Annotated in this window: 18 protein-coding genes; 9 read left to right on the top strand and 9 right to left on the bottom strand. The window is 32.1% G+C overall.

Features of this window, described 5'->3' with window-relative positions:
• Window positions 1–5: 5 nt before the first annotated feature.
• From D1816_RS22950 to D1816_RS22940, 4 genes are all read right to left on the bottom strand, one after another.
• The gene (locus D1816_RS22950; RefSeq protein ID WP_066314222.1) at window positions 6–1,280 is read right to left on the bottom strand and encodes a hypothetical protein; all 1,275 of its coding nucleotides are present in this window, start codon (window positions 1,278–1,280) and stop codon (window positions 6–8) included.
• 83 nt (window positions 1,281–1,363) lie between these two features.
• On the bottom strand, window positions 1,364–1,498 hold the full coding sequence (locus tag D1816_RS26220; RefSeq protein WP_255420533.1) for a hypothetical protein: 135 nt from the start codon (window positions 1,496–1,498) through the stop codon (window positions 1,364–1,366).
• Window positions 1,499–1,585: 87 nt separating this feature from the next.
• Window positions 1,586–3,979, bottom strand: coding sequence for a TonB-dependent receptor domain-containing protein (locus tag D1816_RS22945; protein ID WP_118505867.1), 2,394 nt, complete (start codon window positions 3,977–3,979; stop codon window positions 1,586–1,588).
• A 51-nt stretch (window positions 3,980–4,030) separates the two neighbouring features.
• Window positions 4,031–4,717 (bottom strand): hypothetical protein, encoded by a 687-nt coding sequence (locus tag D1816_RS22940; protein WP_118505866.1) that lies wholly within the window; start codon window positions 4,715–4,717, stop codon window positions 4,031–4,033.
• A gap of 159 nt (window positions 4,718–4,876) precedes the next feature.
• On the opposite strand from D1816_RS22940, the gene D1816_RS22935 reads away from it, so the two are divergent.
• The gene (locus D1816_RS22935) at window positions 4,877–5,635 is read left to right on the top strand and encodes a response regulator transcription factor (RefSeq protein ID WP_066314227.1); all 759 of its coding nucleotides are present in this window, start codon (window positions 4,877–4,879) and stop codon (window positions 5,633–5,635) included.
• Here D1816_RS22935 and D1816_RS22930 read toward each other — a convergent pair.
• The 5 genes from D1816_RS22930 to D1816_RS22910 all read right to left on the bottom strand — a co-directional run bounded on the left by D1816_RS22930 (window position 5,632) and on the right by D1816_RS22910 (window position 9,643).
• On the bottom strand, window positions 5,632–6,387 hold the full coding sequence (locus D1816_RS22930; protein WP_118505865.1) for a ThiF family adenylyltransferase: 756 nt from the start codon (window positions 6,385–6,387) through the stop codon (window positions 5,632–5,634). The two genes, D1816_RS22935 and D1816_RS22930, sit on opposite strands and share 4 nt — an antisense overlap.
• Before the next feature lie 261 nt (window positions 6,388–6,648).
• Window positions 6,649–7,050 carry an ACT domain-containing protein gene (locus D1816_RS22925; RefSeq protein WP_118505864.1) on the bottom strand — a complete coding sequence of 134 codons (402 nt, stop codon included), beginning with the start codon at window positions 7,048–7,050 and terminating at the stop codon, window positions 6,649–6,651.
• A 251-nt stretch (window positions 7,051–7,301) separates the two neighbouring features.
• Window positions 7,302–8,609: an FAD-binding oxidoreductase gene (locus D1816_RS22920; protein WP_118505863.1), complete on the bottom strand. Its 1,308-nt coding sequence runs from the start codon at window positions 8,607–8,609 to the stop codon at window positions 7,302–7,304.
• Window positions 8,610–8,642: 33 nt separating this feature from the next.
• On the bottom strand, window positions 8,643–9,254 hold the full coding sequence (locus D1816_RS22915) for a short chain dehydrogenase (RefSeq protein ID WP_118505862.1): 612 nt from the start codon (window positions 9,252–9,254) through the stop codon (window positions 8,643–8,645).
• 86 nt (window positions 9,255–9,340) lie between these two features.
• Window positions 9,341–9,643: a helix-turn-helix transcriptional regulator gene (locus D1816_RS22910; RefSeq protein WP_066314235.1), complete on the bottom strand. Its 303-nt coding sequence runs from the start codon at window positions 9,641–9,643 to the stop codon at window positions 9,341–9,343.
• 271 nt (window positions 9,644–9,914) lie between these two features.
• Between D1816_RS22910 and cobW the strand changes: the two genes are divergently transcribed.
• The 8 genes from cobW (at window position 9,915) to D1816_RS22870 (ending at window position 18,181) form a co-directional block, all read left to right on the top strand.
• Entirely contained in the window at window positions 9,915–11,006 is a 1,092-nt protein-coding gene (gene cobW, locus D1816_RS22905) for a cobalamin biosynthesis protein CobW (protein WP_118505861.1), read from the top strand.
• A gap of 4 nt (window positions 11,007–11,010) precedes the next feature.
• Window positions 11,011–11,598 (top strand): cob(I)yrinic acid a,c-diamide adenosyltransferase, encoded by a 588-nt coding sequence (locus tag D1816_RS22900; protein WP_066314239.1) that lies wholly within the window; start codon window positions 11,011–11,013, stop codon window positions 11,596–11,598.
• A gap of 2 nt (window positions 11,599–11,600) precedes the next feature.
• Window positions 11,601–12,293, top strand: coding sequence for a precorrin-2 C(20)-methyltransferase (gene cobI / locus D1816_RS22895; protein ID WP_233565288.1), 693 nt, complete (start codon window positions 11,601–11,603; stop codon window positions 12,291–12,293).
• The gene (gene cobJ, locus D1816_RS22890; protein ID WP_118505859.1) at window positions 12,290–13,654 is read left to right on the top strand and encodes a precorrin-3B C(17)-methyltransferase; all 1,365 of its coding nucleotides are present in this window, start codon (window positions 12,290–12,292) and stop codon (window positions 13,652–13,654) included. The genes cobI and cobJ overlap by 4 nt, the downstream gene beginning before the upstream one ends.
• Complete coding sequence (gene bluB, locus D1816_RS22885) at window positions 13,651–14,313, top strand: 5,6-dimethylbenzimidazole synthase (protein WP_118505858.1); 663 nt, start codon at window positions 13,651–13,653, stop codon at window positions 14,311–14,313. Before cobJ ends, bluB begins: the two co-directional genes overlap by 4 nt.
• Window positions 14,314–14,341: 28 nt before the next feature.
• On the top strand, window positions 14,342–15,529 hold the full coding sequence (gene cbiE, locus D1816_RS22880; RefSeq protein ID WP_118505857.1) for a precorrin-6y C5,15-methyltransferase (decarboxylating) subunit CbiE: 1,188 nt from the start codon (window positions 14,342–14,344) through the stop codon (window positions 15,527–15,529).
• Window positions 15,530–15,596: 67 nt separating this feature from the next.
• Complete coding sequence (cobM, locus tag D1816_RS22875) at window positions 15,597–17,453, top strand: precorrin-4 C(11)-methyltransferase (RefSeq protein WP_118505856.1); 1,857 nt, start codon at window positions 15,597–15,599, stop codon at window positions 17,451–17,453.
• Window positions 17,450–18,181 carry a precorrin-6A/cobalt-precorrin-6A reductase gene (locus D1816_RS22870; RefSeq protein WP_118505855.1) on the top strand — a complete coding sequence of 244 codons (732 nt, stop codon included), beginning with the start codon at window positions 17,450–17,452 and terminating at the stop codon, window positions 18,179–18,181. Before cobM ends, D1816_RS22870 begins: the two co-directional genes overlap by 4 nt.
• Window positions 18,182–18,183: the final 2 nt, after the last annotated feature.

The following is an 18,183-nucleotide window of genomic DNA, read 5'->3' as shown; positions in this document are numbered from 1 at the left end:
GGCTGTTATTCAATAATCTCAATTGCTTTTTTATCGTATAGCAAAGCCAGAAAATAAAGGCTAGCTTCTATGGGCCAATCTTTTGAAAGATCTTTTATTAAAGAATCGACACTACATACTTCATGAGTATTCAATTTTTTAATGATATTTTCTAGTTCAGGATGATATTTTATTTCCATTTTATAACCTCTGGCAAAAAAAGTTAACTCATCCTCGTATTTTGTGAAATATATTTTGAAGAAATTGGGAGTACTGATTTTTTTATCTTTTAACATGATATAGTCTTCTTCTAAATCAAAGACTTTTTCTAATGATAAGGTTGTGGGTAAACCAGACCATCCCCCGTTGCTTAGAATTGCTAATCTATATTCTTCACTAACATAATTTAAAACATCAAAAAGGGTATTATCTTTTTGAATATTCTCTACTGCTAATAAAGGTTTAACATTACTGGTATCACTATCTAAACTTAGAATAGAATCATCTTCATTAATGTATTGTAACGTAAATGATTTAAACATTTCTTCAGTGTATGTTTGTTTAGTAGGGTTATTAAACCATAATGTAATAGCTGAAGACAACTCTCCTGAATACCCTACATGCCATTTATTCCAGGGCATATAATACACATCTCCTGTTTTAAACTGATATTTTTGCGCATGCTGTAGTAACGGTTCTATATTAGGGTTGTTAGGCTTTGAATCTGCATATTTTGCATAAACGTCATCTTCCCAGTTATACATAATTTTATCTCCTGGTCCTAAGTGAAAATGTATTACATTTTCTCCTCTTCTATCTTGATGTATTCCTAAAGGAGTATACTCATAATTTCCAATAAAAATAGTTCCGTCCAGGCCTAATAACGGGTATCCCTTTTTTTGGATTAGCGGATCTATTTTTTCTCTAATTATCTTTGCCATTTCATTCGAATACTTTTCGGTAAAATTCATGATAATAGCAAATTTCTCACCTTTAAACACTCTTTCTGAATATGCTAAAATGTCTTCATTTTCTAAAGGAGGGTTGTTGAATATATTTTTTTTAATGTAATTTTCATTTTGTTCCTCATCTCCTAAATAAAAACGAAAACCCTCTACATTAACATTATACTCAAACATATTTTTCAAAATATTTAGAACCTCTATGCTTAGTTTTTTTACATCGATATCACTTAAAGCATTTTCAATTACACTCGTTTTTGTAAAATTTTCGTTTTTCAAGCAAAAATCGTCCCACCAATTCTCATTAAATTTTATTTCTTTTTCGATTAACGTATCCATAATTCATTAATTTTAAGTTAGATGTAAAACTAAGGAGTGCTTACACTCCTTAGTTCTAGTGATAATAATTTCAGAAAAGTTAATTAAGCCGCAGCTTTAATTTTCACTTTTACTTTTACTTTCACTTTATCTGTTCCTCCTTTTACTTGAGTTTCTTCTAGTGGAGAAAGAGTTTTTACATTTAAGAAGCCTTTTACATCAAATTTTTGATTTTTCATGTTTAAAAAATTTATAAATTAATAGTTTGTTGGCCCATTAGTTTAAAGACTTAAGAGCTCTTCTTTGGTCTTACTTGCAAGTATTTCTTAATTAATTCTATCTTTTTCTTCTTCGTTTTTAATTTCACGTTCTTCAACATCTATTTTTTTACCAATATTGTATACCAGAGATACTCTAAAATTTCTGGTATCATAATAGTTTTTGAAGCTTGTTCTTAAGTTATTTGAGAACCCTTTATATTCAGGTTGATTACTTTTAAGAATATCATTTCCTGATAAGGTTATTTGTAAATTTTTATCTAGTAAGAAAAACTTTAATGATGCATCTAATTGTGATAGAGCAGTGTTCCTGTCTAAATTATCCACTCCATCAGAAGCCAATATATATGATACATTAAAAAGTATTTTTTTGTCTTTATGAAGTACAAAATCACTTCCTATATAGCTCTCTAAATTCCATCCTGTTAGTGATTGATTTGTTACAGGTATACTTGATCTGGAGTCACTGTAATATACATTCATCACTAGGCTTGTAGAAACTCCTTTAAATGGTTCGAATGATATCATTTCATAAAGTCCTATTATATTTGTCTTTATAAAATTTTGTGCAAACAACCGTTGTGTATTTGTTGTTTCGTCTACAATCGTAACATACTCAAAACCGTCCTCTAAGCTAGAAAAGTACAATGAATTAATCCAGTTATCATTATAGGTATAATCCAACTCGATATTATGAGTAAATGAAGGTGTTAGATTAGGGTTTCCTTCAGAGAATGAAAAGTTAGAAGAATACCACCTAAAGGGATTTAGCCAACTAAATGTAGGTCTATCGATTCGTCTACCATAGTTTAGAGAAAATGTATGCATATCACTAGGTACATATGATAGGTAAGCCGTTGGGAAAAATTCTGTATACGAATTATTGTTCGTTTGGTTGGATACAATAGACTGCCCTTTAATTTCAGTATTTTCCATTCTCACGCCTATTTTTGCTTCTATTTTATCTCCAAAATTTTTGTGGGCTGAGAAATATAGTGCCTGGGTATTTTCTGTGTAGTTAAACTCGTCACTTTGAGAAGGATCAAAAACAGAAACTCCCGACGACAAATCATTAAAGACAACCTTGTTATCTGTTTCAGAAAACGATAGCCTCCCTCCATAATTAAGGCTTATATTTTTTAATGGGTGTTCCATATCAAGATTCGCAGAATAATTAGTGATATCTTGTTTTCCTATATTTTGAGCAGAAAAAAAGGAATCCGTTATTAAAGAACCATCACCTAAGAAATTATTTGATGACACATTTCTATTATCATTATTTTGATATTTAAAGAAATCAATATCTACCGAGAGTATCTTACCAATTGAATCAATAGTATAGGTAAAATTTGTATTGATCGAATTGTATTTTTTCTCTCTATTCGTTCTTGCTCTCGTGCTAATTAAAGAATCTAATTCTTGTGTTAAATTATTGGTTAGCGTTGCTCTATTATTTTCGACTATATCTGGTTTGCCATAATTTCCTATATACTGAACACCTATACTTGTTTTATCTGAAATTTGATAATTAGTCCCTAATTTATAGGCAATAAGATCTTTGTAATCTCGTCGATTGCTTCGTTCATTCCAGAACTGTTCAGGATAAGATATTTTATTTCTTCTTAAAGGAGCTATCGATCCGTTAGAATAGTTAACATCAGAAAATAAAGACCATTTATTTTTTTGATACGTAAATCCTACTCCTACGTTGCCTGTTGGATAAGTTGCTTGTTGATACGATGAACGTAATGAGGTGTTCCAACTATTAAGCTTCGCTTTCTTTAAGTTAATATTTATTAATCCACTATTACCTTCTGCAGCATATTTTGCAGGTGGGTTAGTAATTACTTCGATACTTTTTATATCATCTGTTCTAATTGTTTTTAGAAAATTAGATAAATCATCTCCTGCTAATTGTATAAGTTTATTGTTTACTAGAACCCTCATTCCGCTTTTTCCTATCATAGAAATCTCGTCATTCTGAACCCTAATTCGTGGCGCTACCTTTAATGCATCCAGTGCATCACCACCACTTGCAGCAATTGAATTTTCGACATTAAATATTAACCTATCTACTTTTCGTTCAATCAGTTTTTTCTCGGCCCTAATAACAACTTCGTCTAACTGATTATTACTTTCTACTAAAGAAATGATCCCTAAATCTGTATCTTCATGTATGGTTATTTGTTTTTTCCAATTTTCATAACCAATAAAACTAATTAGTAAAACAAAAGGTAGATCTGTTTTAACTGATACATTAAATTTTCCTTCTTCATCTGTTATAACTCCTGTAATTAACGAATCATCAGTAGCATTCTGTACAATCACATTAGCATAAGCTATTGCCTTATTTTGCGAATCTCTAACGATCCCTTGATACGTCTGAGTATAAGCTAAACAGCTTGTTAATGTTAGGAGTGCTATGATGATTGTATCTTTCATATAATTTGTATATCTATATCTCAAAATTAATGCGTACTGTTTCAATTTTGACTACACTAAAGAGTAGTTGTATGCTGGAGCATTGAAAACTACACTTTTGGGTAGTCTTGAAGATTCTACTTGAGGCGTTGACTTGCGAACAGAGGCTAATGACTTATTTTTATTGTAAAAATCTATTAATCCATCATATGCCATTACTATTGGAATAGTTTCTGATCCTAAATAATCTATAGACTTGCCTATAATGGTTGCTTTTATACCTAATAAAGACAATATTCGTAGTAATTTTCCATCACATTCTGCAAAAACTATATTGTCTTTATGTTGACAAACAGGAGCTATAGCACAAACCATTAATTGCTTAAACAAGTTAATATCGCGTACTCCTTTTTTTATCGCAAACCTCCCGATATGGAAAATGTTATTTATATTGGTTTGATTAATGCACAATAATGGATTAATTCTAAAAATCTTTTGAAGAGGTAAGGTGTCTACATAATTCCACCTTAAGACACGAATAGCTCCTAAAATTGATCCTATACAATCCTTAGTAACATAAATTTCTGAATTGTTATAATATGTTACTTCTTCATCATAAATTGAACGTACATCTTTTCTGTAATCTTTTGGTAAAATTTGATTTGAATGATGGTTAAAATTTTCTGTAACAATGAATTCTGCCAAATTTAATATTTGATCTGATCCAAGCTTTTCTAAATAGGTTTGTGTGAGTATCATATTGAAATATTTTACTGTCAAAGCTATCTAGATAAAACAGCCTCATCATTACACAAAAAGGTAGTAATGAGGGATCTATAAAAGAACTACACTTTTGTGTAGTTTGATTATCCTTCTCGATTAAAAAAGTATATCTTTGTTTTAGAGGATATTTTATTTATGGAAGATATAAACGATTTTTTTCATTTTAAAAACACAGTTAACAACATTTCTAATGATGAGCACAAACAAACTGCTAATTATTTAGAACCAATAAAGGCATTTGCTAGAACAACTTATAAGAGTATTTATGTTATTGATTATCATAAAAAAGAATTTGAGTACGTATCTGATAATCCGTTATTTTTATGTGGGCATACTGCGCAAGAAGTTAAAGAAATGGGGTATGCTTTCTATTTTAAATATGTCATAAAACCTGATTTAGATCTTCTTTTAAAAATAAACACTGTTGGGTTTGACTTTTTTGACAAAATACCTCTAGAAGAAAGAAAGAACCATACTATATCTTATGACTATTGTCTCAAAAATCAAGAAGGAAAGAAGATTTTAATCAATCAAAAACTAACTCCTTTGTTTTTGACTAAAGATGGCAAAATATGGAAATCTATTTGTATTATTTCACTTTCTGCTGAGCATAATTCGGGAAATATAAAGATTTACAAAAAAGGAGATAATAAAGTATTTAAATATGACTTGGAAGGTGATTTCTGGACGAATACAGAAAAAATAAAATTAACAAGTCGAGAAAAAGAAATACTACAATACTCTACAAGAGGATATACGATAAATGAAGTTGCTGAAGCTATATTTGTTTCACCAGATACAGTAAAATTTCATAGAAGAAAATTATTTGAAAAATTAGAGGTAGTTAACATTTCTGAAGCCATTGCACATGCTACAAATAATAAGTTAATTTAGTTATTCATTATAGTAGACAAGTAGAATTCGGGGAATTTCTTGTACTCTTTGTTAGTAGCAATATTAAAAAGTAAATGTGCGCACATTCCAGCTACCGTCCATGATGCTATAGACAGTTGAGGAGGAGGTAAACTCTCTTCTTCGTTTTTATATTTTTCTATAATATCGTCTATCCAAGTATGAGGTGTTCCCCAAAATTTTAAATAATTAGACGCATATTCTACCATATTTACTTCACTAAAATTTTCATCAAATTTTTCTATTGTATTTAATGCCAATCCATTAGGCGCAATTACAGTAACTAATCCACCCCATCCCAAATTATACGGATGCAAAATAGGGATATTATTCTCTTGGCAAATCTTATCAAAGACTAAAGGTACTTCAGAAGTGAAATCCAAGGCATTAATAGCTATTTTATGTCCTTTGATATACTGTTCAACATTTTCTGTAGTCAAAAAACAATTATGAACGGTAATAGTCGCATTCTCATTAATAGATTTTAATCTGTTTTTAATTGCTTCTGTTTTATCAATAGAGACATCATTTTGAGTATAATTTTGACGGTTTAGATTAGACAATTCTACTTGATCGCCATCAATAATAGTAATATTTTCAAAACCAAGCCGTAATATACACTCGGCTATCACACTTCCTATGCCGCAACCTCCTAAAATTATTGGATAATTCTTAATGGTTTCTTGCTCATTCGCATTCAGGTATATTCTATTTCGACTATATCTAGTTTTCATATAATGGGGTTTATTACAAAATTACCATTCCATTAGTGATTAAATGCTACACTAAAGGGTAGATTTCAAATATGAACTCATGGCTATCTGTTTAAAAAAACAAAGAATTAAGAATAGTACTAACAAATTACATACATAGTTTATAAATTCATATTACATCTCAAACAGATTATTAAAAGATTTGGTGGATTTTAATAAATACAAAATCTTAAGGTAAGTGTAAAAACTTTTATGATTCATAATCACTGCTGTCAACCGATTTTATTTTTGATTTTCAGACAATTCTCTTAAAACACGAATTGCTTGGTCAGCATCTTTTTTGTCAACAAAAATATGGTCATGATAATATCCTGCTATTACATTACAGCTAATTTCATTTTTTGCTAGTTCTGTAGAAAATATGGCGGTTAAACCTACTGCATCAAGAGATGAATGAATCATAAGCGTAATCCAAGAAGCAATATAATCATAACTTAGGTTTAATTCGTTTGCTTTTTTTCTTTCAATAACAATAGTAGTCCCTTCTTTTTCTTTAAATTCACAAATAGTGTCTGCTCTATCTATTTTATTAAGGTTAGTTACTGTCGAAAACACGTATTCACCTTTGTTTAATTTAGGAGTCATTCCTTTTATTAGTTTAGAAATATCTGTTTCTCCAGTCATTGTATGTTTATCTTATTTTTAATTAGTGCTCTGCTATGCTTTTATTTCGTTAGCAAACCTAACAAAACAAACTTTATTACTTAATACGGTTATGATTTAACATAAAACTCTTGACCTAATTCAAGTTTCATAATCATAATAAATAAATTTAAATCATCCGCTTTAACTTGTATCCTAATTTTCATTGATTTGGTTAGTTTTTGGTTTGATAAACTATCCAAATTTTTCTAAAAAAAAATCTCATTATAAACTCAAAACAATCTTCCTGGTTTTATTCTTTTTGTATATAAATTAACAGATGGATTACCAAATGCCTTGGTCATTTTTTTATACATCTTATCAGGTTTGTCATTTTTTCCTAATAGTAGATCAGAAGCTAATAGACCATAGCACAAACAGCCTTTTGCACCGATACCTGACATTCCTCCAACAACCGCTATATTTGTATCAAGAACTCCATACTTATTAAAAATATGAGTAACTATAGGTGTTTTTGTTCTTGTCTCTGAATATACACAATTATAGCTTTTAACTTCTTCAATATCCTTTTTTGACACATAGATCTCTAGCATTTCCAGGTGTTTCTTAAACTGTTTTTTTATCCATTTTAGTTCTTTCTTTTGTGGCTTTTCGTCCCAGATTTTTTCTAGGTCATGAATATTTCGTCTTCTTTGATGCCCCCCAGCTTTTATTATAGGAGAAACTCCTTCTTTAAGTTCGGATATCATTGCAAAATACTCTTGTTTTATTTGAGAAAAGAATGGTAGACTATTAAATAATGCTTCTTTCTCTACTTCGGACAACTGCCCATAACGATCATCGGTAATCTTAAAAAACGATAGCACAACTTTTTTCGGGCTTATAATCTTATTAAAATAAGGGGCAAACTCTTTGAGTACGTTTACCGTATATGCTCCTGAGCAAACAACAACTTTTTTAGCTTTGAGTTTATGAATTTTTTGTGTTTTCATATTCAAAACGCTTACTTCAAAAATGTCATCTTTTTTTACAAGCCCAACTACCTGATGTTCATACTTTATCTCTCCTCCTTTTTTTTCAATTCCCGAACGCAGTTTTTTTAATAACTCGGTTGGATTTAAAGTCCCCGAATATTGTCTTTTCTCTCGAACTAAAATTGTATCATCAGGAATCGACATTCCAAATTTTCTAAAAGAAGAACTCGACGAGGCTCTATTAAAATCCTTTTTTTGTTTTTTAAATCTTAATTTTTCAATTTTGGCATATTCGTTTTTATGATAAAGATAGGAAACAGGAGATGTCGAATAAATTTCATCTATGGTATGTTGTTGTTTTGGTTCTTCTTCATTTAAATACTCGAGTAGTCTAGCAACTTCTTGGATCGTTTTATTATGAGCATATGAAAACACATCTTTTTTCGGGCCCAAACTTCTAGCAATACCCGTATTTCCAATACTTGATCCTTTAAAATAGTTCTGACCTTGTTGTTCGATCATTACTACTTTTGCATCACGATCAACTAATTTCCATGCGACCGAACTTCCCATTAACCCACCGCCTATAACTACTATCTTTTCCATCTATAAATATTGATTTATTATGCATTAATGCTCTTAAGAATATATTCTAATAACCTCACCATTAACTCTACCGCTAACGCTTTTTCTGTATCCCATTATCATTTTCTCCATAGGGATAGGAGGATGGCCAGGGAAATAGCTTTCATATTTATGATATGCATCTACAACCACACCAGATGACACCACATTTACTCTTATTTTTTTCCTCATTTCTATAGCTACAGCTTGCACAAAACTATGTATACCCCCATTAACCATTGCGGCACTAGTGGTTTGATATACGGGATCATCGGCCAGTATCCCTGTAGTAAGTGTTATAGATCCTTTCTTTTTCAAACATTTATGTCCATATCTAACTACATTTACTTGCCCCATTAATTTACTTCTTAACCCTATATGAAAATCAGTTTCAGAAAGATCTTTAAACGGAGCCCATTTTGCCTCACCTGCAGCACATATTATGGCATCTACTTTTCCTGTTTCTTTTACTTTTTTATATAATTCTTTGATGGATTTGGTATCTGCGATATCTACTGGGTAATCTTTAGAACTTCTACCTGCAACAATAACTTGATGCTCTTTTGAAAAAAACTCTACAATCTTTTTACCAATGGTTCCCGAACCACCAATGACTAGTATTTTCATAATTTGTTTTTTAAATTAAAATAGCTTCTTGCGACATCAAACTGTTAATTTGATGATTGATATTTTTTATATAATGACTTAAAACATTACAGGAGAAATTCAGTGTATTGTCTAATTAATTCCTCATTTCGTTTAAAGTATGACCATTTGCCGTGTCTAGTTATGATTAACAAACCGCATTTTTCCATATTAGCCAGATACGTAGAAATCGTAGATTGTGATAGCCCTGCTTTTTCTTGAATATAGGTTACACAAACCCCATCATTAAAGTGCTTTAATGTCTCGTGAGGGGGGAAATGTTTTTCAGGTTCTTTCAACCATTCTAGAATTTGTACCCTAGGGTTATTAGATAAACATTTTCCTATTTCTGTTGCTAATTTTAAATTCATACACATAAATATATCGATAATTCTCGATATATAGAAATGAAATTACATTATTCAACATTTATTTATGTTTTGTTCTCTTAAAATCTTAATACCATAAAAGAGAAAAAGTCATAAAAATTGTAAAACCAGCTTTACAATAAAAAAGAAACTCATACATGTTTAAAGAACTATACATAGCCTTTATCAATTATATCATAAACATATCCAAATTTCTTTTTTCCTTTAAACTATAATAAATAGTTTTGTTTAGAATCATTTTGATAAAAATACTATGGCTTTAAACACACATAAAATACCTGTAACGATCATTACAGGTTTTCTAGGATCGGGCAAAACAACCCTTATACATAACATTGCAAAAAACGCTAACGGGAAACGATTAGCTATCATCGTGAATGAATTTGGTGAACTAGGAATGGACGGTGAAATCCTAAAAGGAAATGACTGCGGATGTGAAGAAGAAAACATATTAGAGTTAAGTAACGGTTGTCTGTGTTGCACAGTTCAAGAAGAATTTTTACCGACGATGTTACAGTTAATGGAGCGTAAAAAGGATATCGATCATATTATTGTAGAAACATCTGGTTTAGCGTTGCCTAAACCTCTACTAAAAGCTTTTAACTGGCCTGACCTTAAACCTCAAATAACAGTAGATGCAGTGATTACCGTTGTAGATTGCGTTGGTCAAGCTACAGGAGAAATTTGCGATCGAGATAAAGTGCAATCACAACGACTAGATGATGAGAACCTAGATCACGAATCTTCTATCGAAGAACTATTTGAAGATCAATTATCTTGTGCAGACCTTATCATCATGACAAAATCTGATCTGATTAATGAAGAACAATATATTCAAGTCCGTGATGTTATACAAAACCGAGTAGGAGATAATATTAAGCTAATTTCTGCAGTAAAAGGAAATATTCCTACTGAAGTACTACTAGGAATCGATGCTAAAGCCGAAGATCATGTAGATAGCAAACATTCTCATCATGAAACGCATCACCATCATGATCATGAGCACGGGCACGACCACCATCACGATCATGAACATGATGAAAAGATCAATTCTATCGTTATTAATGTAGCAATCCCACATACGCCAGAGATATTAATTAAAACATTAAAATCTCTTGTAAAAGAGCATCACATTTATAGAATTAAAGGGATCATTCACGTACCCGGAAAACCTATGCGTATGATTGTTCAGGGAGTAGCAGATCGATTCGAAAACTATTTTGATAGAAGATGGAATGAAGGTGAGCTAAAAGCAACACGCCTCGTAATTATTGGTGAGCAAATAGAAGAAGATAAATTACAACAGGCATTAGAAGCAAAACTAACGACACCTATAGAGGCTTAAGTTTATGAAAATATACACACGTAAAGGAGACACCGGTATGACCGGAGTTTTTGGAGGAAAAAGAGAATATAAGGACTCTGCCCGCATAGAATGTAATGGAGCATTAGATGAGGCTAATTCTACCATTGGGTTACTAAGGTCTAAGCTAGAAAATGATCATGAATGGCAACAAAATCTACATAAAATTCAAAAGGATTTAATGGATATGATGTCACATTTGGCAAGACCTTCTAATTCTAAAAAAGAAAACACCAACCCAAAACCTGTAGACGGAGCCGATTTTTGCGAACAATGGATGGATGCTATGGAAGCACAGATCAGTTCTCCTTCTGATTATTTTTTATTGCCTGGAGGTAATGAAATTTCGGCACTATGCCATGTATGCCGCACGCAAATTAGAAGAGGAGAACGAAGACTTGTAACCCTTATGCATGAAGATCCATCATCTGTAGAAGAGTACGTGGTGGCCTATATTAACAGATTATCAGACCTATTCTTTACTATGGCCAGAGCAGAAATGGATAAAGCAGGAGTAGCAGAAGAAAAATGGCAACTCTTTTTGTATAAAAGAAAAAAGAAAAAAACAACATAATTTTGCAAACCATCTATGGCATTGCTTTGGGTCCCGGAGATCCAGAGCTCTTGACTTTAAAAGCATTACGCATCTTAAAAGAAGTCGATCTTATTTTTTATCCTGGATCTATCACAAAGGGTACTAAAAAAAGTTATGTATTTCCTATTTTACAATATCATGGGTTAGAGAAGAAAGAACTTAAAGGTTTTTTTCTAAAAATGTCAAGTGATAGAACACAAGCTTCTACAGTCTATGCTCAAACAGCAAAAGAAATTAAAGAAGCTTACCATTTAGGAAAAAAAATAGCTATCGTATGTGAAGGAGATATTAGTTTATATGCTTCTTTTTCATATCTATTGACCGAACTTCAAGATTTACAATTACCAGTTTCTTTGATCCCGGGAATCAATTCTTTTTCGCTAGGTGCTGCGCAACATTTAGTACCCTTAAGTCTATTAAACGATAAGATTGCTGTGATCCCAAGAATTAAAGAAATTTCAGAAATCACTAAGTATTTTGAAGTATTTGACACTGTGATATTAATGAAAATAAGATCCGGATGGAATAATTTTCGGTTAGAATTAGCAAAAAAAGATTGGAACTGCTACTATTGCGAGCGCTTAGGAACCAATCAAGAATATATTACTTCAGATTTAACCAAACTGACTCATAGAGAAATACCATATTTCTCATTATTAATTATTAAGAAATGATCAAAGTTGTAGGGCTAGGCCCTGGACATTCAGACTATATTATTCCCATGGCTACAAAAGCAATTTCAGAGGCTACAGTACTCATTGGGTATCATTATTATTTTCAATTTATACAACATTTGGTGCAGCCTAATGCACTATGTATAGGAAAAGAACTTAGCGAAGAAGAAAAAAGAGCCGAAATTGCAATCCAACATGCCCTAGAAGGAGAATCTGTTGTTGTTATTGGTTCAGGAGATGCCAGTATTTATGCTATGGCATCAATTGTATATCAAAAAGTTGCAGAGCAGCAATTAGAAATACCTGTAGAAACTGTACCTGGTATTTCTGCTTTTATTACAGCCGGCAGTAAATTAGGAGCTGTTTTAGGTCATGATTTTTGTTGTATTTCTTTGTCTGATTTAATGACCCCTTGGACCACTATTGAAAATCGTATTAGGGCAGCTGCAATAGGAGATTTTGTTACCGGATTATATAACCCAAGAAGTAAGAAAAGGTATTGGCAACTTAAGGCTTTAAAAGATATATACCTAGAATATCGCAATGCAGAAACCCCCGTTGCTATTTGTAAACAATTAGGAAGAACAGAAGAACATATTAAAATCACCACATTAGAAAACCTAGATATTAATGATGTTGATATGTTTTGTGTGGTGCTTATTGGGAATAGTCAAACGTTTAGATATAAAGACAATTTAATTACCCCCAGAGGATATTTAAATAGAAAACCAGAAACAGGATTAGAGATCCAACAGGCCAGTTTTACAGAAATACTTAATAATATCCCCCCAAACACATTACAAAAAGATGCACTTTGGGCAGCTATTCGATGTATTCATACATCAGGAGATTTTGAGTATATCAATTATATAAATACATCAGAAAAAGCTATTGCCATTTGGCATGAATATCTTAAAGATGGAGGCACCATTGTAACCGATGTAACTATGGTACAAGCTGGGATCACAAAGGCATATACCAATAAATACAATAATCAGGTCGTTTGTTTATTAAATGATCCAGAAGCTTTAACCTTAGCTGAAAAAGAGGGATTAACAAGAACACAAGCTGGTATAAAATTAGCAGCAAAAAAATATCCAAAAGCGTTATTTGTTATCGGTAATGCGCCTACAGCATTAATTGAGATAACAGATCAAATTCATGAAGGTATACTATCCCCTACCGGTGTTATTGGAGCCCCAGTTGGATTTATTAATGTAATTGAATCTAAAGAACGTTTAAAAACGATAACAAATACTCCTTATGCGCTAATTTCAGAAAAAAGAGGAGGAAGCAATTTTGCTGCTGCTATTGTAAATGCAGCTTTTACCCTTGAAGAAGTTAAATCTGTGGCATTATGATAGAACACTCGCAACGATTGTTTGATAAAAATGAGCAAGAATTATTAAAAGAAATTTTAATGCATCGAAGAGATGTTCGTGGAAATCGTTTCTTGAGTACCCCGATTCCTCATACAGCAATTGATACGATACTAGAAGCTGCATTTTCTGCCCCTTCTGTTGGATTTTCTCAACCGTGGGAATTTGTACTCATCAAAGATCAAGCAACCAAACGTGCAATAAAAGAAACATTTTCTGAAGAAACTGCTCAGGCGGCTCTATTATTCGAAGAGGAAAAGCAAAAAGAGTATATAAAACTTAAATTAGAAGGGATTATAGAATCTCCTTTAAATATCGCTGTATTTTACAAACCTAAAAAGGGGCCCGTATTAGGTCAAACCAGTATGCCGAATATGGGAAAATATAGTGTGGTATGTGCCATACAGAACATGTGGCTTATGGCAAGATCTTTAAATATCGGAATGGGGTGGGTAAGCATTTTAGACCCAAAAAAAGTTAAAAAAGTACTTCATGCACCATCTGAAAATCAATTGATAGGTTATTTATGTTTTGGGTATACAGATATGTTTTATAACCAACCTGAGTTAGAGCTTAGGAAATGGGATAGAAAAAAAATGCGACAAGAAGTAGTTGTAGAAGAGCAATATAATCCTTCCTAAATTACTAAAGCTATATACAAATATCGTTATGACTTTTCATATTATAGGTATTGGAAATAAAGCGCCTAATTTTAATAAAGAGCAGCTACAAATTATTCTAAAACATCACATATTTAGTGGAGGAAAACGCCATTATGAATTGGTTAAGCACAGTCTCCCAGAAAATCATCAATGGATATATATTCAATCTCCGATGTCAGAGGTTTATAAAACCTATGAAAAAGTAGAAGCCCCCATTATCATTTTTGCGTCGGGAAACCCGCTGTTTTATGGATTTGCAAACACGTTAAAAAACAAATATCCAAATACTGAAATCATAATTGAACCCTATTTTAGTGCTATTCAATTACTAGCAAATGCAACAAATACCAATAGTAATCAACTGCAAACAGTTAGTGTTCATGGCAGAACATGGATAACATTTGATGTCAGTATAATCCAACAAAACAAATTGATCGGTGTACTTACCGACCAAGAGAAAAACCCAGCAGCAATTGCGAAACGTATGATTGATTATGGCTATACAAATTATGATATTATTGTTGGGGAGGATATAGAGGGCGATAACGAAAAATTTCATGAGTTATCATTATATGAAGCTGCAAAAAAAGAGTTTCATCCCTTAAATTGTGTCCTTTTAAAAAAGAAAAATCATCGTGTTATAGACTTCGGAATAAAAAATAAAGACTTTGTTGGATTACAGAATAGGCCTAAAATGATTACCAAAATGCCTATTCGATTACTAACATTACATCTTTTAGAAATTTTAAACTCTTCGGTATTCTGGGATATTGGTTTTTGTACTGGATCTATTAGTATTGAAGCAAAATTAAAAAACCCGGAAGTAGAAATAATTGCTTTTGAAAAAAGAAAAGAATGTAAAGCGATACTCAACGAAAATCAAAAACGTTTTGGAGCCCCTGGAATTCAAGCTATTATTGGAGATTTCTTAGAACAAGACCTAAATAAATTACCAAAACCCGATACTATATTTATTGGGGGACATGGTGGTAAACTAGAAGACTTTTTTTTAAAAATTCAATCTTTTTTAAAACCCACAACTACCATTATTATTAATGCCGTAAAAGAAAATTCGATCCAACAGTTTAAACGAAGCTGCGCTAATATTGAATACAAGATCATAACCGAACATACTATTACTGTAGATGCTCATAATCCTATTACATTATTAAAGGCAAAAAGTATCAAAAACTAAGCTTGATTCAACATAACTTCTGGTATCTTTGTTTTTGATATTTTTTATAATTCCCTTCTAAATATTTATGTCAGAACATACTCTAAAAATCGCCATACTCTGCTTTACAGATCAAGGACTACAAATAGCCAAAACACTGCAAAAAGAATTCTACCGTTCTAAAGTGTACACCACAAGAAAGGTAACAGCTAACAAAGACATTCACCAAATTGATACTGCCAGTCAATTAATGAGTGCTTCTTTTAATAGCTACGATGCTTGGGTTTTTGTAGGTGCATTAGGCATATGTGTTCGTAGTATTGCTCCACATATCAAAGATAAAACATCAGATCCTGCAATAATAAACGTGGACGATCAAAGTAAATTTGTGCAATCTGTTCTTAGCGGACATGTTGGAAAAGCAAATATACTCACAAAACAAGTAGGCAGAATATTAGATGCACAGGCGGTACTTTCTACCTCGAGTGATCTGCAAGAATTGTGGTCATTAGATACACTTGCAGAAACATATGGTTGGAAAGCAAAAAGCAATACTGGTACCAACGAAATCATCTCTTTATTTGTAAATAGAAAATCCACAGCACTCATCTTAAAAATAAAAGATAAAGGCACATCATATTTAGAAAAAAGCTGTCCCGATTTTGTCGATATATATTACAATCTTGAAGATTGTAGCCTAGATACCTATGAATTAATAATTTATATAGGATATGAAGTTATAGATTGTAAAACCCCGATAATTACCTACTATGCTCCCTGTATCGCAATAGGTAGCGGTTGTGCGAAAGATATTGAACCTTCATTATTAATTGAAGATATGGAGTCTGCTTTATATCAAAAAGGGATTGCAAAAGAAAGCATTTATGCTATTGGATCTGCCTCAATCAAAAACAAAGAACAAGCTTATCTTGATTTCGCTTCACAAAATGAAATTCCTTTTATTACTTATACAGGAGATGAACTAAATACTATCGACGTTGCTAACCCTTCTGAAGTGGTTAAGAAAAAAGTGGGAGTTTATGGAGTATCCGAAGCAGCCGCAGCACTAATTGCAGGGCAATCCAAATGGCTTGTTGAGAAAACCAAAGTACTCACCCAATCAGGTAAAAAGTTTACGTATGCTTTTAGTCTAGTAGGCGTTTACGAACGAAAAGCAAGTATTGCAATTATAGGTGCCGGATCAGGAGACCCCGAACTGTTAACCCTAAAGGGTCAATACATTCTAGAAAATGCAGATTGTATCCTATATGCTGGTAGTTTAGTTCCTGAAGCATTAACGCATATGGCAAAAGAAGGAGCCCTAGTTAGAAACTCGGCTTCTATGACCCTAGAAGAACAAATAGCAATCATAGACAGGTATTATACCCAAGGAAAATCTATTGTACGATTACATTCTGGCGACCCATCCATTTATGGTGCTATACAAGAACAGATGACTATTTTTGATGAAAAAGGATATGAGTATTATATCGTTCCTGGAATTTCTTCTTTTCAAGCAGCTGCAGCGTACCTAAAATCAGAATTTACAATTCCGGAAGTTGCACAAACTATAATTCTTACAAGAGGAGAAGGAAACACACCGATGCCTGAACATGAGAAAATAGCTGATATGGCTAAGCTAAGAGCTACAATGTGTATTTTCTTAAGTGTTGGTATTGCCAAGAAAATACAAAAACAACTCTTAGAATACTATCCTGAAGATACTCCCTTAGCCATACTTTATCGTGTAAGTTGGCCAGATGAAAAAGTTTGGATCGGTACTCTTTCTGAATTGACACAAATTATTAAAACTAATAAACTTAGTAGAACAGTTATGATTGTAGTAGGTGAAGCCATTGGAGCAAGAAAGAACCGATCATGGTTATATGATGATAAATGGCATCATATTTTTAGAAAAAAAGAAAAAATAGCTGAGAATTCATGATACTGGTTTTTGGTGGTACTACAGAAGGTAAACAAGTAGCTAAAATACTTGATAAACTGGATCTTTCATATTATTATTCTACCAAAACTCAAGTAGATTATACAGGGCAAGGTACTCCCATATTTGGTGAGATGACCTCAACCCTACTAGAATCTTTCTGTCTTACGAATAACATTACCATCATTATTAATGCTTCGCACCCCTTTGCTATACAATTACACCAAACTATTGCTAAGCTTTCTTTACCAATTCCTTTAATTCGTTATCAAAGAAAATTCTCAACACGAGTTTCACATCGACTTGTGTCACATATTGATAGTTTTGAAGAAGCCATAAACCTTTTTCACACGAATAATTACCAATCATTGCTTGCTTTATCTGGTGTGCAAACCATCATAAAACTTAAATCATATTGGAAAACACATCCCACTTGGTTTCGTATTTTAGACAGAGATTCTTCTCGTGCTATTGCCTTAGAAGTTAATTTCCCTAAAACACATTTACTTTTTGGATACCCACAATCTAAAAAAGAAGAAATAAAATTGTTCGAGAAGATAGCTCCAGATGTTATTTTAACTAAAGAAAGTGGCAATAATGGTAAACTAGAAGAAAAAATACAAGCGGCTCTTCATTTAAAAACACCTATAGTAATTCTAAAAAAACCAGAAATTTCGAATCGGTATCTTTGTATAGATACTACAGACGAATTGACAAAACTGGTAACTTAATT

It is taken from the genome of Aquimarina sp. AD10 (assembly GCF_003443715.1).
GTDB lineage: Bacteria > Bacteroidota > Bacteroidia > Flavobacteriales > Flavobacteriaceae > Aquimarina > Aquimarina aggregata.
This window is presented reverse-complemented; position numbering and strand designations above follow the sequence as displayed.